This is a genomic window from Streptomyces sp. NPDC028305, from assembly GCF_055569495.1.
Map to the genome: position 1 here is coordinate 1 of NZ_JBVHTN010000008.1, position 16,297 is coordinate 16,297.

Annotated in this window: 14 protein-coding genes and 2 tRNA genes; 13 read left to right on the top strand and 3 right to left on the bottom strand. The window is 70.1% G+C overall.

The window, feature by feature from the left end; translation table 11 throughout:
- Nucleotides 1-213: 213 nt before the first annotated feature.
- Nucleotides 214-627: an SsgA family sporulation/cell division regulator gene (locus tag ACZ4WQ_RS33410; protein WP_003959770.1), complete on the bottom strand. Its 414-nt coding sequence runs from the start codon at nucleotides 625-627 to the stop codon at nucleotides 214-216.
- A gap of 190 nt (nucleotides 628-817) precedes the next feature.
- On the opposite strand from ACZ4WQ_RS33410, the gene ACZ4WQ_RS33415 reads away from it, so the two are divergent.
- From ACZ4WQ_RS33415 to ACZ4WQ_RS33455, 9 genes are all read left to right on the top strand, one after another.
- The gene (locus ACZ4WQ_RS33415) at nucleotides 818-1,273 is read left to right on the top strand and encodes a TIGR02611 family protein (RefSeq protein WP_311725773.1); all 456 of its coding nucleotides are present in this window, start codon (nucleotides 818-820) and stop codon (nucleotides 1,271-1,273) included.
- A 72-nt stretch (nucleotides 1,274-1,345) separates the two neighbouring features.
- Nucleotides 1,346-1,417 (top strand) — tRNA-Val (locus ACZ4WQ_RS33420).
- 222 nt (nucleotides 1,418-1,639) lie between these two features.
- On the top strand, nucleotides 1,640-2,917 hold the full coding sequence (locus ACZ4WQ_RS33425) for an ABC transporter substrate-binding protein (RefSeq protein ID WP_311725774.1): 1,278 nt from the start codon (nucleotides 1,640-1,642) through the stop codon (nucleotides 2,915-2,917).
- Between the two features lie 11 nt (nucleotides 2,918-2,928).
- Nucleotides 2,929-3,930: a carbohydrate ABC transporter permease gene (locus ACZ4WQ_RS33430; protein WP_311725775.1), complete on the top strand. Its 1,002-nt coding sequence runs from the start codon at nucleotides 2,929-2,931 to the stop codon at nucleotides 3,928-3,930.
- Complete coding sequence (locus tag ACZ4WQ_RS33435) at nucleotides 3,927-4,784, top strand: carbohydrate ABC transporter permease (RefSeq protein WP_311725776.1); 858 nt, start codon at nucleotides 3,927-3,929, stop codon at nucleotides 4,782-4,784. Before ACZ4WQ_RS33430 ends, ACZ4WQ_RS33435 begins: the two co-directional genes overlap by 4 nt.
- Nucleotides 4,785-4,795: 11 nt before the next feature.
- Nucleotides 4,796-5,413, top strand: a complete 618-nt coding sequence (locus tag ACZ4WQ_RS33440) for a DUF624 domain-containing protein (protein WP_311725777.1) — start codon at nucleotides 4,796-4,798, stop codon at nucleotides 5,411-5,413.
- A gap of 71 nt (nucleotides 5,414-5,484) precedes the next feature.
- Nucleotides 5,485-8,217 carry an exo-rhamnogalacturonan lyase family protein gene (locus tag ACZ4WQ_RS33445; protein ID WP_398375438.1) on the top strand — a complete coding sequence of 911 codons (2,733 nt, stop codon included), beginning with the start codon at nucleotides 5,485-5,487 and terminating at the stop codon, nucleotides 8,215-8,217.
- Between the two features lie 67 nt (nucleotides 8,218-8,284).
- On the top strand, nucleotides 8,285-8,752 hold the full coding sequence (locus ACZ4WQ_RS33450) for an SRPBCC family protein (protein WP_398375440.1): 468 nt from the start codon (nucleotides 8,285-8,287) through the stop codon (nucleotides 8,750-8,752).
- A 65-nt stretch (nucleotides 8,753-8,817) separates the two neighbouring features.
- A tRNA-Val gene (locus tag ACZ4WQ_RS33455) sits at nucleotides 8,818-8,889 on the top strand.
- Nucleotides 8,890-8,963: 74 nt separating this feature from the next.
- Here the strand turns inward: ACZ4WQ_RS33455 and ACZ4WQ_RS33460 are convergent.
- On the bottom strand, nucleotides 8,964-9,689 hold the full coding sequence (locus tag ACZ4WQ_RS33460; protein WP_311725780.1) for a 3'-5' exonuclease: 726 nt from the start codon (nucleotides 9,687-9,689) through the stop codon (nucleotides 8,964-8,966).
- A gap of 210 nt (nucleotides 9,690-9,899) precedes the next feature.
- On the opposite strand from ACZ4WQ_RS33460, the gene ACZ4WQ_RS33465 reads away from it, so the two are divergent.
- The 4 genes from ACZ4WQ_RS33465 to ACZ4WQ_RS33480 all read left to right on the top strand — a co-directional run bounded on the left by ACZ4WQ_RS33465 (nucleotide 9,900) and on the right by ACZ4WQ_RS33480 (nucleotide 14,517).
- Nucleotides 9,900-10,478 (top strand): DUF4365 domain-containing protein, encoded by a 579-nt coding sequence (locus ACZ4WQ_RS33465; RefSeq protein WP_311725781.1) that lies wholly within the window; start codon nucleotides 9,900-9,902, stop codon nucleotides 10,476-10,478.
- Complete coding sequence (locus ACZ4WQ_RS33470) at nucleotides 10,478-11,722, top strand: hypothetical protein (RefSeq protein ID WP_311725782.1); 1,245 nt, start codon at nucleotides 10,478-10,480, stop codon at nucleotides 11,720-11,722. The genes ACZ4WQ_RS33465 and ACZ4WQ_RS33470 overlap by 1 nt, the downstream gene beginning before the upstream one ends.
- A gap of 164 nt (nucleotides 11,723-11,886) precedes the next feature.
- The gene (gene thrS, locus ACZ4WQ_RS33475; protein ID WP_398375443.1) at nucleotides 11,887-13,866 is read left to right on the top strand and encodes a threonine--tRNA ligase; all 1,980 of its coding nucleotides are present in this window, start codon (nucleotides 11,887-11,889) and stop codon (nucleotides 13,864-13,866) included.
- A gap of 90 nt (nucleotides 13,867-13,956) precedes the next feature.
- Nucleotides 13,957-14,517: an HIT family protein gene (locus ACZ4WQ_RS33480; RefSeq protein ID WP_311725784.1), complete on the top strand. Its 561-nt coding sequence runs from the start codon at nucleotides 13,957-13,959 to the stop codon at nucleotides 14,515-14,517.
- Nucleotides 14,518-14,584: 67 nt separating this feature from the next.
- Here ACZ4WQ_RS33480 and ACZ4WQ_RS33485 read toward each other — a convergent pair whose 3' ends face one another.
- Complete coding sequence (locus ACZ4WQ_RS33485; RefSeq protein WP_311725785.1) at nucleotides 14,585-16,240, bottom strand: hypothetical protein; 1,656 nt, start codon at nucleotides 16,238-16,240, stop codon at nucleotides 14,585-14,587.
- Nucleotides 16,241-16,297 lie beyond the last annotated feature (57 nt).

Genomic DNA, 16,297 nt, shown 5'->3' on the forward strand with positions numbered 1-16,297 from the left:
GCTGCTGGCCCCCCCCAGTACCTTCCCCCCCTTCTTTGGGGCCATCCCGCCGGGGGGGGGCATTATTGGGGGGGCCCTCCGCGGGGCCCCCCCCCGGGCCGCCGCCACCGCCGCCTGCCGTATGCCGTTGTCGATATGTCGCTGTCTTCCTGTCGCGGCCGGGCTCGCGCCGTCTCCCCGAGTCGGACGGCCGCGCTCAGCTCTCGCCGGGGCTCAGCTCTCCGCCAGGATGTGGGAGAGCTCGGTGTCGAGATCGAAGTGGCGGTGCTCGGTGCCGGGTGGCACCGCGGCGTCGGTCCGCTTCAGGAACGACTCCAGGGCCCGCGCCGGGGCTTCGAGCAGTGCCTCTCCCTCTGGGGAGCTCAGGGCGATGCAGACGACGCCCTGCCCATGGCTGCGGGACGGCCACACGCGGACGTCGCCGGTGCCGGTGGGCCGGTGCAGGCCCTCGGCGAGCAGGTCGCGGGCGAACACCCATTCGACCGTCTCTTCGGCTCCGGTGTGGAAGGTGGCGTGCACGGCGTAGGGATCGGCCGTGTCGTACCGCAGGCCCGCGGGTACAGGCAGTGAGGACTCGCTCGACACAACGAGGCGCAGGTGCAGCTCGCAGCTGACCGTGGTGTTCATAAGCGCCAGGGCCTTTCGCTCAGTGTGCGCTCGGGGATTCGCACGTCGGCGAAATCGACATGCCACCTACGGTGCCGTTGTAAACCCCTCTGACCGTTTTGTGGTCCTTCCAGTAGCTCTAGCAGCGGAGTCTCCGGGCGGCGGGTACCGCCATTCCGGTGACTCTTTTCGATCAGGTAAGTTGGGTCACATGAACGCGGAGAGTGACGAGCGGCAGGAAGTCGCCAAATCGGCGGCCTCGCAGGCCGCAGCGGGGGAGAGCGCCTCTGGTGGGCCGGGTTTCGGCTCGCGGGCGCCGCAGTTCATCCAGAAGTCCCGGGCGCTGCATCTGAGCTGGCAGGTCGGGGTGTTCATCGTCGGGCTCGCGGTCGTGATCATAGGCATCATCATGCTGCCGCTGCCCGGCCCGGGATGGCTGGTGATCTTCGCCGGCATGGCGATCTGGGCGACCGAGTTCGTCTGGGCCCAGCTGGTGCTGCGCTGGACCAAGCGGAAGGTCACGGAGGCGGCGCAGCGCGCCCTGGATCCCCGGGTGCGCAAGCGCAATCTGATTCTGACCACGATCGGGGTGGTGATCTGCGCGGCGGCGGTGACCGTGTACGTGTGGAAGTTCGGGCTGGTCATGCCGTGGAAGATCAAGGAGTGAGTCGCCCCTGGTGAGGCCGGTGCGGTTGGTGAAGGGCACCGTCCGGCATGCGCTAGGGTTGGGCGTGCGCCAGGGCGATTAGCTCAGTGGGAGAGCGCTTCGTTCACACCGAAGAGGTCACTGGTTCGAACCCAGTATCGCCCACCCTGGACCGAGGGCCCGGAGGCTTTGATGCCTCCGGGCCCTCGGCGTTGTCACCCGCGGTGACGACCTGATCGGGTCGCTCGGGTGAAGCGCTTCGAATCGATCCTGTCCGAACCGTTGACGTCTCCGGACCTACCTTCATAACTTAGCCCGGCAAGCGCTTGCCTAAAACGTTTCAAGGCTCGTTGGGCGGTCGGATGACATGCCCGGGAGGGGCGTCTCATGGGTGCTCGATGGGTGCGGGGCGGCAGAGGGTTGCGAGCGGCCGCGGTGGGTCTGCTCGGGCTGGGGCTGCTGGCCTCGGGATGCGGCGGGAGCAGTGGCTCGGGCGATGGCAAGGTGACCATCCGCTACTCCTGGTGGGGCGCGAAGGACCGCGCCGAACTGATCCAGAAGACGGTCGCGCTGTTCGAGAAGAAATATCCGAATATCGAGGTGAAGACGGATTTCGCCGAGTACGCCGACTTCTGGAGCAAGTTCAACACCCAGGCCGCGGGCGGAAACCCGCCCGATGTCTTCCAGAACTCGGTCGCTTTCCTGCGCAAGTACGGCGAGAAGAACATTCTGCTGGACCTGAATCAGCAGGTGAAAGCCGGAAACCTGAGCATGAAGGACTTCCGGTCCGGCCTGGAGAAGGCCGGTGAGGTCGACGGCAAGCTCTACGGTGTGCCGGTCGGCGTCAACACCTTTGCCATGTTCTACAACCCCGCCGAGTTCAAGAAGATCGGGGTGACCCCCAAGGACGGGTGGACCTGGGACGAGTTCTTCTCCGCCGCCGAGAAGGTCAGCCAGGACAAGGGGGACCTCTACGGCGCCAGTGACAACGCCGGGGTGATGTACCTCTACGACCTGTATCTGCGCCAGGAGGGCAAGGCCTTCTTCACCGAGGACAAGAAGCTCGGCTTCACCGAGGACGACCTCAAGAAGTGGTGGGGCGACTGGTACGCGAAGAACAAGGACGGCGTGCTGGTCCCGGCCAAGAAGAGCGAGCAGGTCAAGCCGAAGGCCACGATCAGCGGCGACCTCGCCGCCGCCGAGTTCACCTGGGACAACTTCCTGGTCCGCTTCGCCGCCGAGACCAAGACCGAACTCGACCTCGGCCCGATCCCGACCCTGGACGGGAAGCGGACCGGACAGTACCTCTCCTCGCTGATGCTGAGCGGCTCCAACCGCACCAAGCACCCCAAGGAAGTCGCGCAGTTCATCGACTTCATGACCCATGACCCCGAGGTCGGCAAGATCATGGGCTACAACCGCGGGGTGCTGCCCACCAACGCGCAGTACGACGCGTTCAAGCCCACCGGAGTGAACGCCAAGATCGCCCAGTACGAGGAGAGCGTCACCGACAAGCTGGAGCCGATCACCCCGCACCCGGCCGGCGCGGATGTCGCCGAGGCCGCCTTCCTGCGTATCTACGGCCAGGTCAACCAGGGCAAGACCTCGGTGGACGACGCCGTGGACCAGTTCTTCAGCGAGGCGAAGACCGCGCTCGGCTCCTGAGGAGATCTTCCGTGACCCCTACCAAGACCTCCGTGGCGGACGACCTCGGCCGGAAGGGATCCGCGCCGCGGAAGGCCGAGGCCCCGCCGCCCGCGCCCGCCGCCCTCGCGCGGCGGCGGGCGCGCCGGGAGACGCTGGCCGGGTATCTCTTCCTGACGCCGTGGTGCATCGGGATCCTGCTGCTCACCCTCGGCCCGATGCTCGTCTCGCTCTACCTGGCGTTCACCGACTACAACCTCTTCGACTCGCCCAAGTGGGTCGGGCTGAAGAACTTCCAGGAGATGTTCGACGACGACCGGTGGTGGAACTCGGTCGACGTCACCCTGAAGTACGTCCTGATCGGCACCCCGCTGAAGCTGCTGATCGCGCTCGGCGTGGCGATGCTGCTGGTCAAGCCCCGTAAAGGGCAGGGCTTTTACCGCTCGGCCTTCTACGCCCCGTCCCTGATCGGCGCCAGCGTCAGCATCGGCATCGTGTGGCGGTCGATCTTCCAGGACGATGCGATCGTCGACAAGTCGATGAGTCTCTTCGGCTGGGACGTGGGCGGCTGGATCGGTGACCCGGACTGGATGCTGCCCACGCTCATCACGCTGACCGTCTGGCAGTTCGGCGCCCCGATGGTGATCTTCCTGGCCGGGCTCAAGCAGGTGCCCCGCGAGCTGTACGAGGCCGCGGAGATGGACGGCGCGGGGCCCTGGCGCCGGTTCCGTTCCATCACCCTGCCGATGATTTCCCCGGTGCTCTTCTTCAATCTGCTGCTGGAGATCATCCACTCGTTCCAGGTCTTCACCTCGGCGGTGGTCATCGGCGGCACCGGAGGCTCCGGGGCGGGCGGTCCGGCCGACTCGCTGCTGGTCTACACCTGGTACCTGTACGAGCAGGGCTTCCGCAATATGCGCATGGGCTACGCCTCCGCGATGGCGTGGATGCTGATGCTCGGCATCGGTCTGGTGACGGTGGTGCTGTTCAAGACTCAGCGCGGCTGGGTGCACTACGAGGAGGATGCCCGGTGAGTGCGTTGACCAGTACGGCCCGGCGCAGGGTGCGGTCCGTGGGCTGGCATGTGGGGGCGCTCGCGCTGCTGGCCGTGATCCTCTACCCCGTGGTGTGGGTGATCGGCGCCTCGTTCAAGCCCGGCGACAAGATCGTCGGCAGCCTGGAGCTGCTGCCCACCGACCCCATCACCGACAACTACCGGCGGCTGTCGGAGGGCATCGCCGACATCCCGATCACCAGCTTCTTCTACAACTCGCTGTTCATCTCGGTGGGTTCGGTGATCGGGGTGCTGTTCTCCTGCTCCCTGGCGGCCTACGCCTTCGCCAGGATCCGCTTCGCCGGGCGCAACGCGCTGTTCACGGTCATGATCGCCACGCTGCTGCTGCCCTTCCAGGTGCTGATCATTCCGCAGTACGTGCTGTTCCAGAAGCTCGACCTGATCAACACCTTCTGGCCGTTGCTGCTCGGCAAATACCTGGCCGTGGACGCCTTCTTCGTCTTCCTGATGATGCAGTTCATGCGCAACCTCCCCACGGAGCTGGACGAGGCGGCCCGTATCGACGGCTGCGGCCATCTGCGCATCTACTGGAACATCGTGCTCCCGCTGTGCCGCCCGGCCCTGATCACGAGCGCGATCTTCAGCTTCATCTGGTCCTGGAACGACTTCATCGGACCCCTGCTGTATCTGAACACCACGGACAAGTACACGGTCTCGCTCGGGCTGAAGATGTTCATCGACCAGGACACCGTCGCCGACTACGGCGGCATGGTCGCCATGTCGCTGGTGGCCCTGGCGCCCGTGCTGCTGTTCTTCCTCGCCTTCCAGCGCTATCTGGTCGAGGGCGCGGCGACCTCCGGGCTCAAGGGCTGAGGGGCGGCCCCATGGACGTACGGGAGACCAGCCCCCGGACGCGGGGCGGGCGGGCGGCGTCGCGGCGGGAATCGCGGCTGTTCCTCTTCTCCGTGTTCGCCGAGAGTCTGCTGACCGGGGTGTGGGTGGTGCTCGCCGCGCTGCCCGTGGTCACCCTGCTGCCCGCCTTCGCGGCCGGCTGCGCGCATCTGCGCCGCCACCTGGACGGCGAGCGCTCCACCTGGCGGGACTTCCTCTCCGGGCTGCGGGAGGCGACGCGCAGCGGCTGGCGGTTCTCCCTCCTGTGGTGGGCGGCGCTCGCGCTGCTCGCCTTCGATCTGCGCGTGGCCCGCTCCGGGGCGCTGCCCGGAGGGCCCGTACTGATCGCCGTGAGCGTGACGGGGACGCTCACGGCGATCGTGCTCGGACTGCGCACCGCGGCCCAATGGCGGCCCGGCCTCGGCTGGCCCGCCGTGGCCCGGGCCGCTGTGCGCCGCGGCCTCGGCGCCGACCTGGGCGGGTCGCTGCTGCTCGTCGGCGGGCTCGCGGTGGTCACCGTCGCCACCTGGCAACTGCTGCCGCTGGCCGCACCCGCGGTCGGAGCCCTCGCGGCCTGTGCCGTCGCGGTGGAGCGGCGCGCCCGAGCCTGACGGTGGCCCGCCACAGGGCCCCCTAGCGAGCCACCCATGTGATGCACCTGACCCCCGTTGAAAGGTTGCGCATGTCTCCGATCCCCCGACGCAACGTCCTCAAGGCCGCCGCCGTCGCCGGCGCCGCGGCCCCGTTCTCCTGGCTGCTGGCCGGCAACGCCCAGCAGGCCGCGGCCGCCGACAAGGCGGCTGACGATTCCGTGGACATCACCTGGCTGGAGGACGGCGGCCTCGGCGCGGCCGCGGGCAGCACCTTCGGCGTGCCGTGGCCGAAGGGGGCCCGGCCCGCGGACCAGAAGTTCGCGCTGGCCACGGCCGACGGCAAGGACGTGCCCCTACAGACCTGGGCCACCGCCTACTGGCCGGACGGCTCGCTCAAGTGGACCGCACACGCGGCGGCGGACGGGCTCGACGGCGCCAAGACGTACCGCCTCACGGCCGGCGAGCCCGCGGCGCCCGCCAAGAAGGTCACCGTCGCCGAGAGCGGCGGCAGGATCACCGTGGACACCGGGGTGATCAAGGTCGTGGTCGGCAAGGACGGCGGGGAGCTCGTACGCTCCGTCACCCGCGGCGGCACCGAGATCGCCCGCGACGGCCGGCTGGTCCTGCTCCGCCAGGGCGACATCGACGACGGCGACCACGGCAGCGCCAAGTGGGAGCGGTTCGACGGCGAGATCAGCGGCGCCGAGGTCGAGCAGAAGGGCCCCGTCCGCGCCGTCGTCCGCATCGACGGCAAGCACCGCAAGGGCGGCCGCCGCTGGCTCCCCTTCAGCGTCCGGCTCTACTTCTACGCGGGCGCCGACTCCTTCCGCATGGTCCACACCATCACCTTCGACGGCGACCAGGAGAAGGACTTCATCCGCGGCCTGGGCGTGCGCTTCTCCGTACCCATGCGCGACGAGGCGTACGACCGGCACATCCGGATCGCGGGCGAGGGCAAGGGGTTTCTGACCGAGGCGGTCAAGGGCATCACCGGGCTGCGCCGCGACCCCGGCGCCGCCGTCCGCAAGGCCCAGTTCAAGGGCGAGAAGCTGCCCGACCCGGCCACCTGGGACCAGCGGGTGACCACCCGGCTGCACCTCATCCCCACCTGGGGCGACTACACCCTCTCCCAGCTGTCCGCCGACGGCTTCGCGCTGCGCAAGCGCACCAAGCCGGGCCACGGCTGGATCCCCGCGGGCGGGGGCGGCCGGGCGGGCGGCTTCGGCTATGTGGGCGGCGTCAGCGGCGGACTGTCCTTCGGGCTGCGCGACTTCTGGGAGAAGTTCCCCGCCCAGCTCGACATCCGGGGCGCCGCGGGCGACGAGGCCGAGGTCACCCTGTGGCTGTGGTCGCCCGAGGCCCAGCCGATGGACCTGCGCTTCTACCACGACGGCCTGGGCCAGGACACCTACCCCGAGCAGCTCGAAGGCCTCAACATCACCTACGAGGACTACGAGCCGGAGTTCGGCACCCCGTACGGCATCGCGCGCACCAGCGAGCTGATGTTCTGGGCCAACGAGACCACCCCCGGCGCCGAGGCCCTCGTCGCCCAGGCCGCCGCCGTGCGCACCCCGCCGCAACTGGCCGCCGCCCCCGCCGACCTGGCCCGCGCCAAGGTCTTCGGCGGCCTGTTCGCCCCCGTGGACCGCTCGACCGCCGCCAAGGCGAACATCGAGGACCACCTGGACTTCCTCTTCACCTACCACAAGGGCCAGGTCGAACAGCGCCGCTGGTACGGGTTCTGGGATTACGGCGACATCATGCACACCTACGACGAGGACCGGCACCAGTGGCGGTACGACGTCGGCGGCTACGCCTGGGACAACTCCGAGCTGTCCCCCGACCTGTGGCTCTGGTACGCCTATCTGCGCTCCGGCCGCGCCGACATCTTCCGGTTCGCGGAAGCCATGACCCGCCACACCGGCGAAGTGGACGTCTACCACCTCGGGACATGGGCCGGCCTCGGCACCCGCCACGGCGTACAGCACTTCGCGGACAGCGCCAAGCAGCAGCGCATCTCCACCGCCGTCTACCGGCGCCCCTACTACTACCTCACCGGCGACGAGCGCGTCGGCGACCTGATGAGCGCCCTCGTCGACTCCGACGAGACCTTCCTCGTCCTCGACCCGCAGCGCAAGGTCCGCACCGACCCCGACTACGAGCCGGACCCACACGCCCTGTCCATCGGCTTCGGCACCGACTGGAGCGGGCTCGCCGGGGCGTGGCTCACCGAATGGGAGCGGCGCGGCCCCAAGGCGGAGAAGGCCGAGGCCAGGCTGCGCAGCACCATGGAGACCATCGCCGCCCAGCCCAACGGCTTCGTGCAGGGCTCCGGGCTCTACGACCTCGCCACCGGCAAGTACGCCGTCGAGACCGAGGCGAAGGTCAGCGTCTCGCATCTGTCCGCCGTCTTCGGCCTGGTCGAGATGTGCGCCGAGCTGATCGACCTCGTCGACCTCCCGAAGTTCAAGGAGGCCTGGCTGGACTACTGCCGCTACTTCAACGCCACCAAGGCCGAGCAGAAGGCCCGCTACGGCACGGACTTCGGCTCACTGCTGCTCTTCCAGGGCCACTCGCGGCTCGACGCGTACGCCGGGGTGCAAGCGAAGGACGAGGCCCTGATCAAGCGCGCCTGGCAGAAGTTCTCCCAGGGGGACGGCTACCCCGACGCCACGACCGACTGGAAGACGGCCAAGGTGGAGGGACCCGCGGTGCTGGAGCCCGGTGTCGAGGCCACCTGGGTGTCCACCAACTCCACCGCCCAGTACGGGCTGGCCGCCATCCAGAACCTCGCGCTGATCGGGGACAAGCTGCCGGGCTGACCGGAACCGGAGCGGCCCGTCGGCCCGGCGGGCCGCTCCCGGGCCGGATCCGCCGCAGACTGGTGGGATGGACTGGTGCCGTTACCGCTTCCGGAGCCACTGGGACCTCGACGCCCCGCCCGCCGCCGTCTACCGGCTGCTCGCGGCGGGCGACGACTACCCCGGGTGGTGGCCACAGGTCCGGGAGGCGGTCAGGAGCGACGAGCGGACCGGCACCGCCCGCTTCCGGTCCATGATCCCGTACGACCTGGTCATCACCGTCCGCGGGGCGCGCCAGGACCCGGCGGCCGGGGTGCTGGAGATGACGTTCTCCGGCGATCTGGAGGGGTGGGCGCGCTGGACCGTGACCGCCCGCGGCAGCGGCGCACGCGCCCGCTTCGAGCAGGATGTGGTGGTCCGCAAGCCGCTGCTGCGCCTCTTCGCGCTCCCCGGCCGCCCGCTCTTCCGCCTCAACCACGCGCTGATGATGCGCGGCGGGCGGCGGGGGCTGCGGGCGCGGCTGGCCGCGCGGCCGCCCGGCGCTCATTCGGTTTGAACGAAACCCACCACGACCTGTATTGTTCAGGTCGTTCCACCGGGGAGTACCCCGCCGGGACACCGGGGCGATTAGCTCAGTGGGAGAGCGCTTCGTTCACACCGAAGAGGTCACTGGTTCGAACCCAGTATCGCCCACCTCACGAGGCCGGGCCGCCAGCAGGCGGCCCGGCCTCGACGCATCTGGGGGCGCGTCCGCGGACACCGGACACCTACGCCGCGGCGGGCAGCTCCGGCCGCAGCGGCCAGGCCGGGTCACAGGTCTCCTCGGAGCCGTTGAGCGCGAACCACGCCTGGAGCCCGCGAGCCTGCGCCGCGTACCACACCGTCTGCCGGTCGTGCAGTTCGGTGGGCGTCATCGTCCCCAGGCGGGAGGTGAAGCGGCGGCCCACCGCCCGCACCACGTCCAGGGCGGCCGTGGCGTCCGCGGCCGCGTCGTGGGCGCCCGTCAACTCCACACCGTAATGCGCACACAGGTCGGTGAGGGTGCGGCGGCCCTTGCGGTACCGGTCGAGGTGCTTGTCCAGCACCCGGGGGTCGAGGATGGCCAGCGAGCGCAGCGAGACATACGAGGACAGGCTCGAGTTGCGATGCCGCCGCAACTCCCGGTCCAGCAAGGTCAGATCGAACGGGGCGTTCATCACCACCACCGGGGTGCCCCGCGCGGCCTGCTCGGCGAGCGCCCGCGCCACCTCGTCCACCACCGGGGCGGGCCACCTGCCGTGCCGCTGGAGATGGGCGTCGGTCAACCCGTGTATCGCGCTCGCCGCTTCGGGCACCGGTATGCCCGGGCTCACCAGCCAGCGCCGTGTCTCCGGCAGGCTTCCGGCCCCACGCTGGACCACCAGCGCGGCGGACACGATCCGGTCCTGCTCGACGTCGATTCCCGTGGTCTCCGTGTCGAATGCGGCGAGAGGCCCCTCGAACCAGGACGGCATGGCCTCAACTCCTCGTGCTCGCTCACCAAATGGCACCTACAACCCCGCCCCACCTGGTGATACCCGAGGACAACGGCTCGAACCGCCGCCGTTTGCACACGGCCTGACGCGGAGACAACACACATGTATGGGCTATAACGCCCCTGTCGTAGCCGGGGGATGACCGAGCCCTGCGGAACTGACCGGCAACACCGGAAGGCGCTCGACGACATGGCGCTCGCGCAGCCCGACCCGGCCGCGTCGGCGAGCAGTCTGCTGCCCGAGCGGATCGCCCCGCCGCGAGGCTCCCTCGCCACCACCGCCTGCATGGAGACCCTTCAGGTGGGCTATCTGCACGCGGTCGCCGCGGCGGCCGGCTGCTCCCTGGCGCAGCCCTTCCCCGACCACGGCATCGACTGGCACCTCAGCCACAGCGCGCGCGGCCACACCGTCGACGACGAAGTGACGATCAAGGTGCAGCTCAAGGCCACCTACCAGCTCGCGCCCCGCCCGCCCGGGCCGACCTTCTCCTTCACGCTCGACAACGATCACCTGATCAAGCTGGCCCGCACCCCGGTGTCGGTCCACAAGATCCTCGTCGTGATGATCGTGCCCCGCGCCCGCGACGACTGGGTACGCGCAAGCCACGACCGGCTCGCCCTGCGCCACTGCTGCTACTGGACCAATCTGGCCGGCCACCCTGTCACGGGCAGCCGCCGGACCACCGTGCGGATCCCGACCTCGCGGGTCTTCGACGACCGCGCGCTCTGCGAGATCATGGCCCGGGTCGGGGCGGGAGGGAGACCCTGATGGACCGGTACCGACGCGAGCCCGTACCCACCCCAGCCACCCCGCCCTTCCCAGCCACCCCGCCCGTCCCGTCCCCGGACGAGGTGGACCCCGCCGTGCTCGGCGCACTGCTGGCCCGCCACGGCTGGCGGCGGCGCGGGGGAGCGGCGGGGCGGTACGGGCGGTGGACCCCGCCGGGCGACCCGGCCGGCGGCACCAGCCTGCTGGTGCCGCAGAGCCGGGAGTTCCCCGACAGCGCCGACCTGCTCGGCGAGGCGATGACCGCGCTGGCCCGCAGCGCCGCGCCGTCCGCCCGCGAGGTGCTGATCGGCCTGGCCGTGCCCAGCGACGAGATCCGCTGGCGGCGCGAGGTGCCCGAGCCCCGCGCGGGCGCCCCCGCCTGGAGCGCGCAGGAGCGGCTGCGCGCCGCCGCCCGCGCCACGCTGCTGGCCGGTGCGCTCGCCGCCCGGGGGCGGGCGGGCTACCACGGGGCGCGGCACCGCCGCGAGGCCGAGGCGGCCCTGGAGCGCGTCCTGGTCGGCCCGGCCGGCCCCGACGGGCGCGAGCTGACCGTCTTCGTGCCGGTGGAGCGCGGGCGGGCCGTCACCGCGACCCTGCTGCACGCGCTGTACGGGCTCCGCGACGCGGTGGACTACCAGCGGGCCACCGGCAGGCAGGAGGCCTTCGACGCCGCCGTCGAGGCGGGCGTGAGCCGTGAGCTGACCGAGGCGGTCGTCGCCCTCGTCGAGGGGACGGAGGGGGCCCGGGTGGCGCTGGAGTGGTCGCCCGGGGCCGGGCCGCCGCGCGGCTCGGCGGCCCGGCCGGACCCGGTGGAGTTCAGCCCCGGCGACCTGCCGGCCCTGCGGGAGGCCGGCGCCCGCTACGAACGGGCCGAGCCGCCCGTGCCGGTGCGGGTCACCGGCGCGGTGGTGCGGCTGCGCCGCACGGGGCCCGGCGGCCCCGGCACGGTCCGGCTGCGGGTGCTCGCCGGCGCCGAGGTGGCCCAGGTGCGGATCACGCTGGGGGAGGACGACTACCGGATCGCCGTCCACGCCCATCTGGTGGGGCTGCCGATCCGGGTGAGCGGCAGGCTGGAGAGCCGGGGCGGGTTCCGGCGGATCACGGGGGCCACGGACGTCACACCGGTGCAGGTCGACGAGGCCGAGCGGGACCGGCTGCTGAAGTCGATGCAAGAGCATTTGGGCGTCGCGGCCTTCTTCGAGGAGGCGTGCGGCGGGCCCGAGGAGGCGCGCGACGAGCCCTGACACCCTGACCAGGACCCCCGGCGCCCCGAAGGCGGGCTCCGGCCGGGCCCATGCGCGGCCGTGATCGTCCCCGTAACCGTTTCGCGGTCCGGCCCCCGGGCTCGGTACGATTCACGCTGCGCAGCAATCGCTGCTCCGAGTGATCCATCAGTCAGGAGAGACCGGTGTCAGACGTCCGTGTGATCATCCAACGCGATTCCGAGCGGGAAGAGCGCGTGGTGACCACGGGCACGACGGCGGCGGCCCTGTTCGACGGCGACCGCTCGATCGTGGCCGCGCGCGTGGGCGGGCAGCTGAAGGACCTGGCGTACGAGGTCGCCGAGGGCGACGAGGTCGAGCCGGTCGAGATCACCAGCCAGGACGGCCTGGACATCCTGCGCCACTCCACCGCGCATGTGATGGCGCAGGCCGTGCAGGAGCTCTTCCCGGAGGCCAAGCTCGGCATCGGCCCGCCGATCAAGGACGGCTTCTACTACGACTTCGACGTCGAGACCCCGTTCCACCCGGACGATCTCAAGCGCATCGAGAAGAAGATGCAGGAGATCATCAAGCGGGGCCAGAAGTTCTCCCGCCGCCCCGTCACCGACGAGGCCGCGCGCGAGGAGCTGGCGGCCGAGCCGTACAAGCTGGAGCTGATCGGGCTCAAGGGATCGGCCGCGGAGGCCGCCGAGGGCGCGTCCGCCGAGGTCGGCGCCGGTGAGCTGACCATCTACGACAACCTCGACGCGAAGAGCGGCGAGCTGTGCTGGAAGGACCTGTGCCGGGGGCCGCACCTGCCCACCACCCGGAACATCCCGGCGTTCAAGCTGATGCGCAGCGCCGCCGCGTACTGGCGCGGCAGCGAGAAGAACCCGCAGCTCCAGCGGATCTACGGCACCGCCTGGCCGACCAAGGACGAGCTGAAGGCGTATCTGGACTTCCTGGTGGAGGCCGAGAAGCGCGACCACCGCAAGCTGGGCTCCGAGCTGGACCTGTTCTCCTTCCCCGACGAGCTGGGGTCGGGCCTCGCGGTGTTCCATCCCAAGGGCGGGATCATCCGCCGGGAGATGGAGGCGTACTCGCGGAAGCGGCACGAAGAGGCCGGCTACGAGTTCGTCAACACCCCGCACATCACCAAGGCCAAGCTGTTCGAGACCTCGGGGCACCTGCCGCACTACATGGAGGGCATGTTCCCCCCCATGGAGTTCGAGGGGCAGGACTACTACCTCAAGGCCATGAACTGCCCGATGCACAACCTGATCTTCAGGGCGCGCGGGCGGTCCTACCGAGAGCTGCCGCTGCGGCTGTTCGAGTTCGGCACGGTCTACCGCTACGAGAAGTCGGGCGTCGTGCACGGCCTCACCCGGGCCCGCGGCTTCACCCAGGACGACTCGCACATCTACTGCACCAGGGAGCAGGCGCCGGACGAGCTGGACTCCCTGCTCACCTTCGTGCTCGACCTGCTCCGCGACTACGGCCTGAGCGACTTCTACCTGGAGCTGTCCACCCGGGACGACAGCGACAAGTTCATCGGGTCGGACGAGCAGTGGGCCGAGGCCACCGACCTGCTGCGGCAGGCCGCTGAGAAGCAGGGCCTCGAGCTGGTCATGGACCCGGGCGGCGCGGCCTACTACGGGCCCAAGATCTCGGTCCAGGCGAAGGACGCGATCGGCCGCACCTGGCAGATGTCGACCATCCAGGTCGACTTCAACCAGCCCGCCCGGTTCGAGCTGGAGTACACGGCGGCGGACGGCTCGCGGCAGCAGCCGATCATGCTCCACCGGGCCCTGTTCGGGAGCATCGAGCGGTTCTTCGCGGTGCTGCTCGAGCACTACGCGGGCGCCTTCCCGGTCTGGCTCGCGCCGGTCCAGGCGGTGGGCATCCCGATCGGCGACAGCCATGTGCCGTACCTGGAGGAGTTCGCGGCGGCGGCCAAGGCGAAGGGGCTGCGGGTGGAGGTGGACTCTTCCTCGGACCGGATGCAGAAGAAGATCCGCAATGCTCAGCGCGCCAAGATCCCGTTCATGATCATCGCTGGTGACGACGACATGGCGGCCGGGGCGGTCAGCTTCCGCTACCGGGACGGCTCGCAGAAGAACGGGATTCCCAAGGCGGAGGCGATCGCCGAGATCCTTGACGCCGTGGAGCGCCGGATCCAGGTGTGATCTCGGCCCCGCACGCGTGGGGCTACGCATTCGAGGGGCGGCCCCGAACGGGGTCGCCCCTCACCGCATCCTCATCGGCCCTGGACGAATATGCTGGCCCGCATGACGAGTGAGCCGGAGCAGCAGATCGGAGTGGGGACGCCCGACGCGTTCCAGCGCCTGTGGACACCCCACCGGATGGCGTACATCCAAGGCGAGAACAAACCCACCGGCCCGGGTGCCGGGGACGGCTGCCCGTTCTGCTCCATCCCGGAGAAGTCCGATGAGGACGGGCTGATCCTCGCTCGGGGCCGGCATGTCTACGCCGTGCTGAACCTGTACCCGTACAACGGCGGACACCTCATGGTCGTCCCCTTCCGGCATGTGGCCGACTACACCGAGCTGGACGCCGCGGAGACGGTCGAGCTCGCGGAGTTCACCAAGGCCGCGATGGTCGCGCTGCGTACCGCCTCGGGCGCGCACGGTTTCAATATTGGGCTGAACCAAGGGGCTTCCGCGGGCGCCGGGATCGCTGCCCATCTGCATCAGCATGTGGTGCCGCGCTGGGGTGGGGACACCAACTTCATGCCCGTGGTCGGCCACACCAAGGTGCTGCCCCAACTGCTGGCCGACACCCGCCGGATGCTCGCCGACGCCTGGCCGCGGGCCTGACCTCCGGCCTTCCCGCGGTGACGGCCCCGGCCCCGGCCGTGCGGCCGGGGCCGGGGCCGGTGACCGGCTACGCGTCGTACAGGTCGGCCTTCTTCGGGGCCGCGTCCTGGACCTGGCCGCTGAGCGCCAGCGAGCGGTTGCCGAAGCGCTCGGTGTTCACACCGTGGTGCTTCAGCACGCCGATCGCCGCCTCGTGGACCACCCGCAGCACCGGGGTGGCGGTGCGCATTGCGTCGTCCGCCATGAACCGGTGGCGCCAGGGCTTGTCCGCCCAGGCGTGGCGCAGGCCGAAAGGCTCGGGCAGGGCCAGCTTGCCGCCCAGGTAGTCCAGCAGCGGCGGGTACCAGGTGAAGGGGGCGCGGACGGCCAGCCGCACCACCTCTTTCGCGTCCACCAGGGGCAGCGGGATGGACTTGGTCTCCCAGAACCTGAAGGTCTTGCTGACCGTCTTGGAGGGCGCGGAGGGCTTGGTGGTGAACAGGGGGTGCACCGGGCCCAGCGCATGGCCGGTGACCTCGATCCGCATGGTCTTGTGCAGGAGGGTCACCGTGATCAGCAAGGTGATCACCAGCTGGCCGTCCCAGAGGACGAACTGCACGCCCAGGTAGTGCCGGTCGCCGGAGTCGAACTGCTGCTCGTCGCAGATCCGCTGGAGCTCGACGCCCTTTATCTGGAAGCCCTCCCCCTCCGAGGTGCCGCCGCGCGCCACCGACTTGGCCCCCTCGCCGACCGCCGAGACCACCCAATGGCGCACCGAGGGGGTGGGGAAGCCTCCGGTGTGCAGGGGGCTGCGCTCCAGCATCCGCAGCTGGTCATGGATCGCGCGTATCACGTCCCAGCTGCGGAACGGGTCGATCTCCTTGTCGGGGTCGGCCGACACCAGATCCTCGGCGAGCTGCCAGCTGCCCCAGCGCGTGCCCATGCCGAGTATCCCCTTGGCGCCGGCGTAGAAGACCACATTGCTGTGCTGCTCGGCGGTGAGCTTGTGCAGCGCCTTGCGCAGCTCCTCGGCCGAGGTCTGGCCGGGGTGGTTCGGCACGGTCTCGGGGACCTTCGCGCCGATCCCGCCGCCCGACAGCAGGCCGCTCCAGGCCTCCCGGAGGTTCTTGGCCGTGCGCTCACTGATCTGCTTGGCCACGTACCACCCGATGACGGGGGCGACGATAACGCCGCGCAGATAGAGGCCCAAGAACCCGTCGAAGGGGAGCTTGATCAGGAAGATGAGGGTCACCACGGCGAGCGCCGCCAGAAAGATGGTGCCGAGCGCCCCCATCCGCTTGTCCTGGGATCCGGCGACGGTGCGCCGCAGCTGGAAGGCGCCGAGCCACAGCAGCACCCCGGGGAGGAAGAGCAGCCCGAAGACCGCCATGACCACGGTGAGCCGGGCATCCCGGGTCTTGCGGATGCGGTTGGCCGCCAGGCAGTGCTCGACCACCGTCTGCGGCTCCATGCCGAAGGACTGGATCACCTGGCCGCGGCCGCCGCCGAGCATCCGCATCTGCACCGCGCGCGAGAACGCCTCGCCCAGATTGGGCTCGAACAGAGAGATCTTCGGTGGTTTGACCTCGGAGACCGTCCACTCCGAGTTGGCATCGAGGAGCTTGTCCGCCGGGCCGTCGCGATAGGCGGCCGAGGCGAGCGCCTGCGTCGCCGCGGTCTGGCCTGCCGCGCCGGAGAGCGGGATCTGCGCCCCCGGGCTGAAGTCGAATACGTCCGCCGTCACCAACGCCCCCAATAGCGCATACTGCTTGAGCTGCGACCTCAGCGTATCGGGGTGTGC

Excerpts from the sequence above, each read along its gene's own strand:
- ACZ4WQ_RS33445 (WP_398375438.1), top strand. The coding sequence starts at position 5,485 with ATGTCTCCGATCCCCCGACGCAACGTCCTCAAGGCCGCCGCCGTCGCC.
- ACZ4WQ_RS33470 (WP_311725782.1), top strand. The coding sequence starts at position 10,478 with ATGGACCGGTACCGACGCGAGCCCGTACCCACCCCAGCCACCCCGCCC.
- ACZ4WQ_RS33465 (WP_311725781.1), top strand. The coding sequence starts at position 9,900 with ATGGCGCTCGCGCAGCCCGACCCGGCCGCGTCGGCGAGCAGTCTGCTG.
- ACZ4WQ_RS33480 (WP_311725784.1), top strand. The coding sequence starts at position 13,957 with ATGCTGGCCCGCATGACGAGTGAGCCGGAGCAGCAGATCGGAGTGGGG.
- ACZ4WQ_RS33450 (WP_398375440.1), top strand. The coding sequence starts at position 8,285 with ATGGACTGGTGCCGTTACCGCTTCCGGAGCCACTGGGACCTCGACGCC.
- ACZ4WQ_RS33410 (WP_003959770.1), bottom strand. The coding sequence starts at position 627 with ATGAACACCACGGTCAGCTGCGAGCTGCACCTGCGCCTCGTTGTGTCG.
- ACZ4WQ_RS33415 (WP_311725773.1), top strand. The coding sequence starts at position 818 with ATGAACGCGGAGAGTGACGAGCGGCAGGAAGTCGCCAAATCGGCGGCC.
- ACZ4WQ_RS33425 (WP_311725774.1), top strand. The coding sequence starts at position 1,640 with ATGGGTGCTCGATGGGTGCGGGGCGGCAGAGGGTTGCGAGCGGCCGCG.
- ACZ4WQ_RS33460 (WP_311725780.1), bottom strand. The coding sequence starts at position 9,689 with ATGCCGTCCTGGTTCGAGGGGCCTCTCGCCGCATTCGACACGGAGACC.
- ACZ4WQ_RS33440 (WP_311725777.1), top strand. The coding sequence starts at position 4,796 with ATGGACGTACGGGAGACCAGCCCCCGGACGCGGGGCGGGCGGGCGGCG.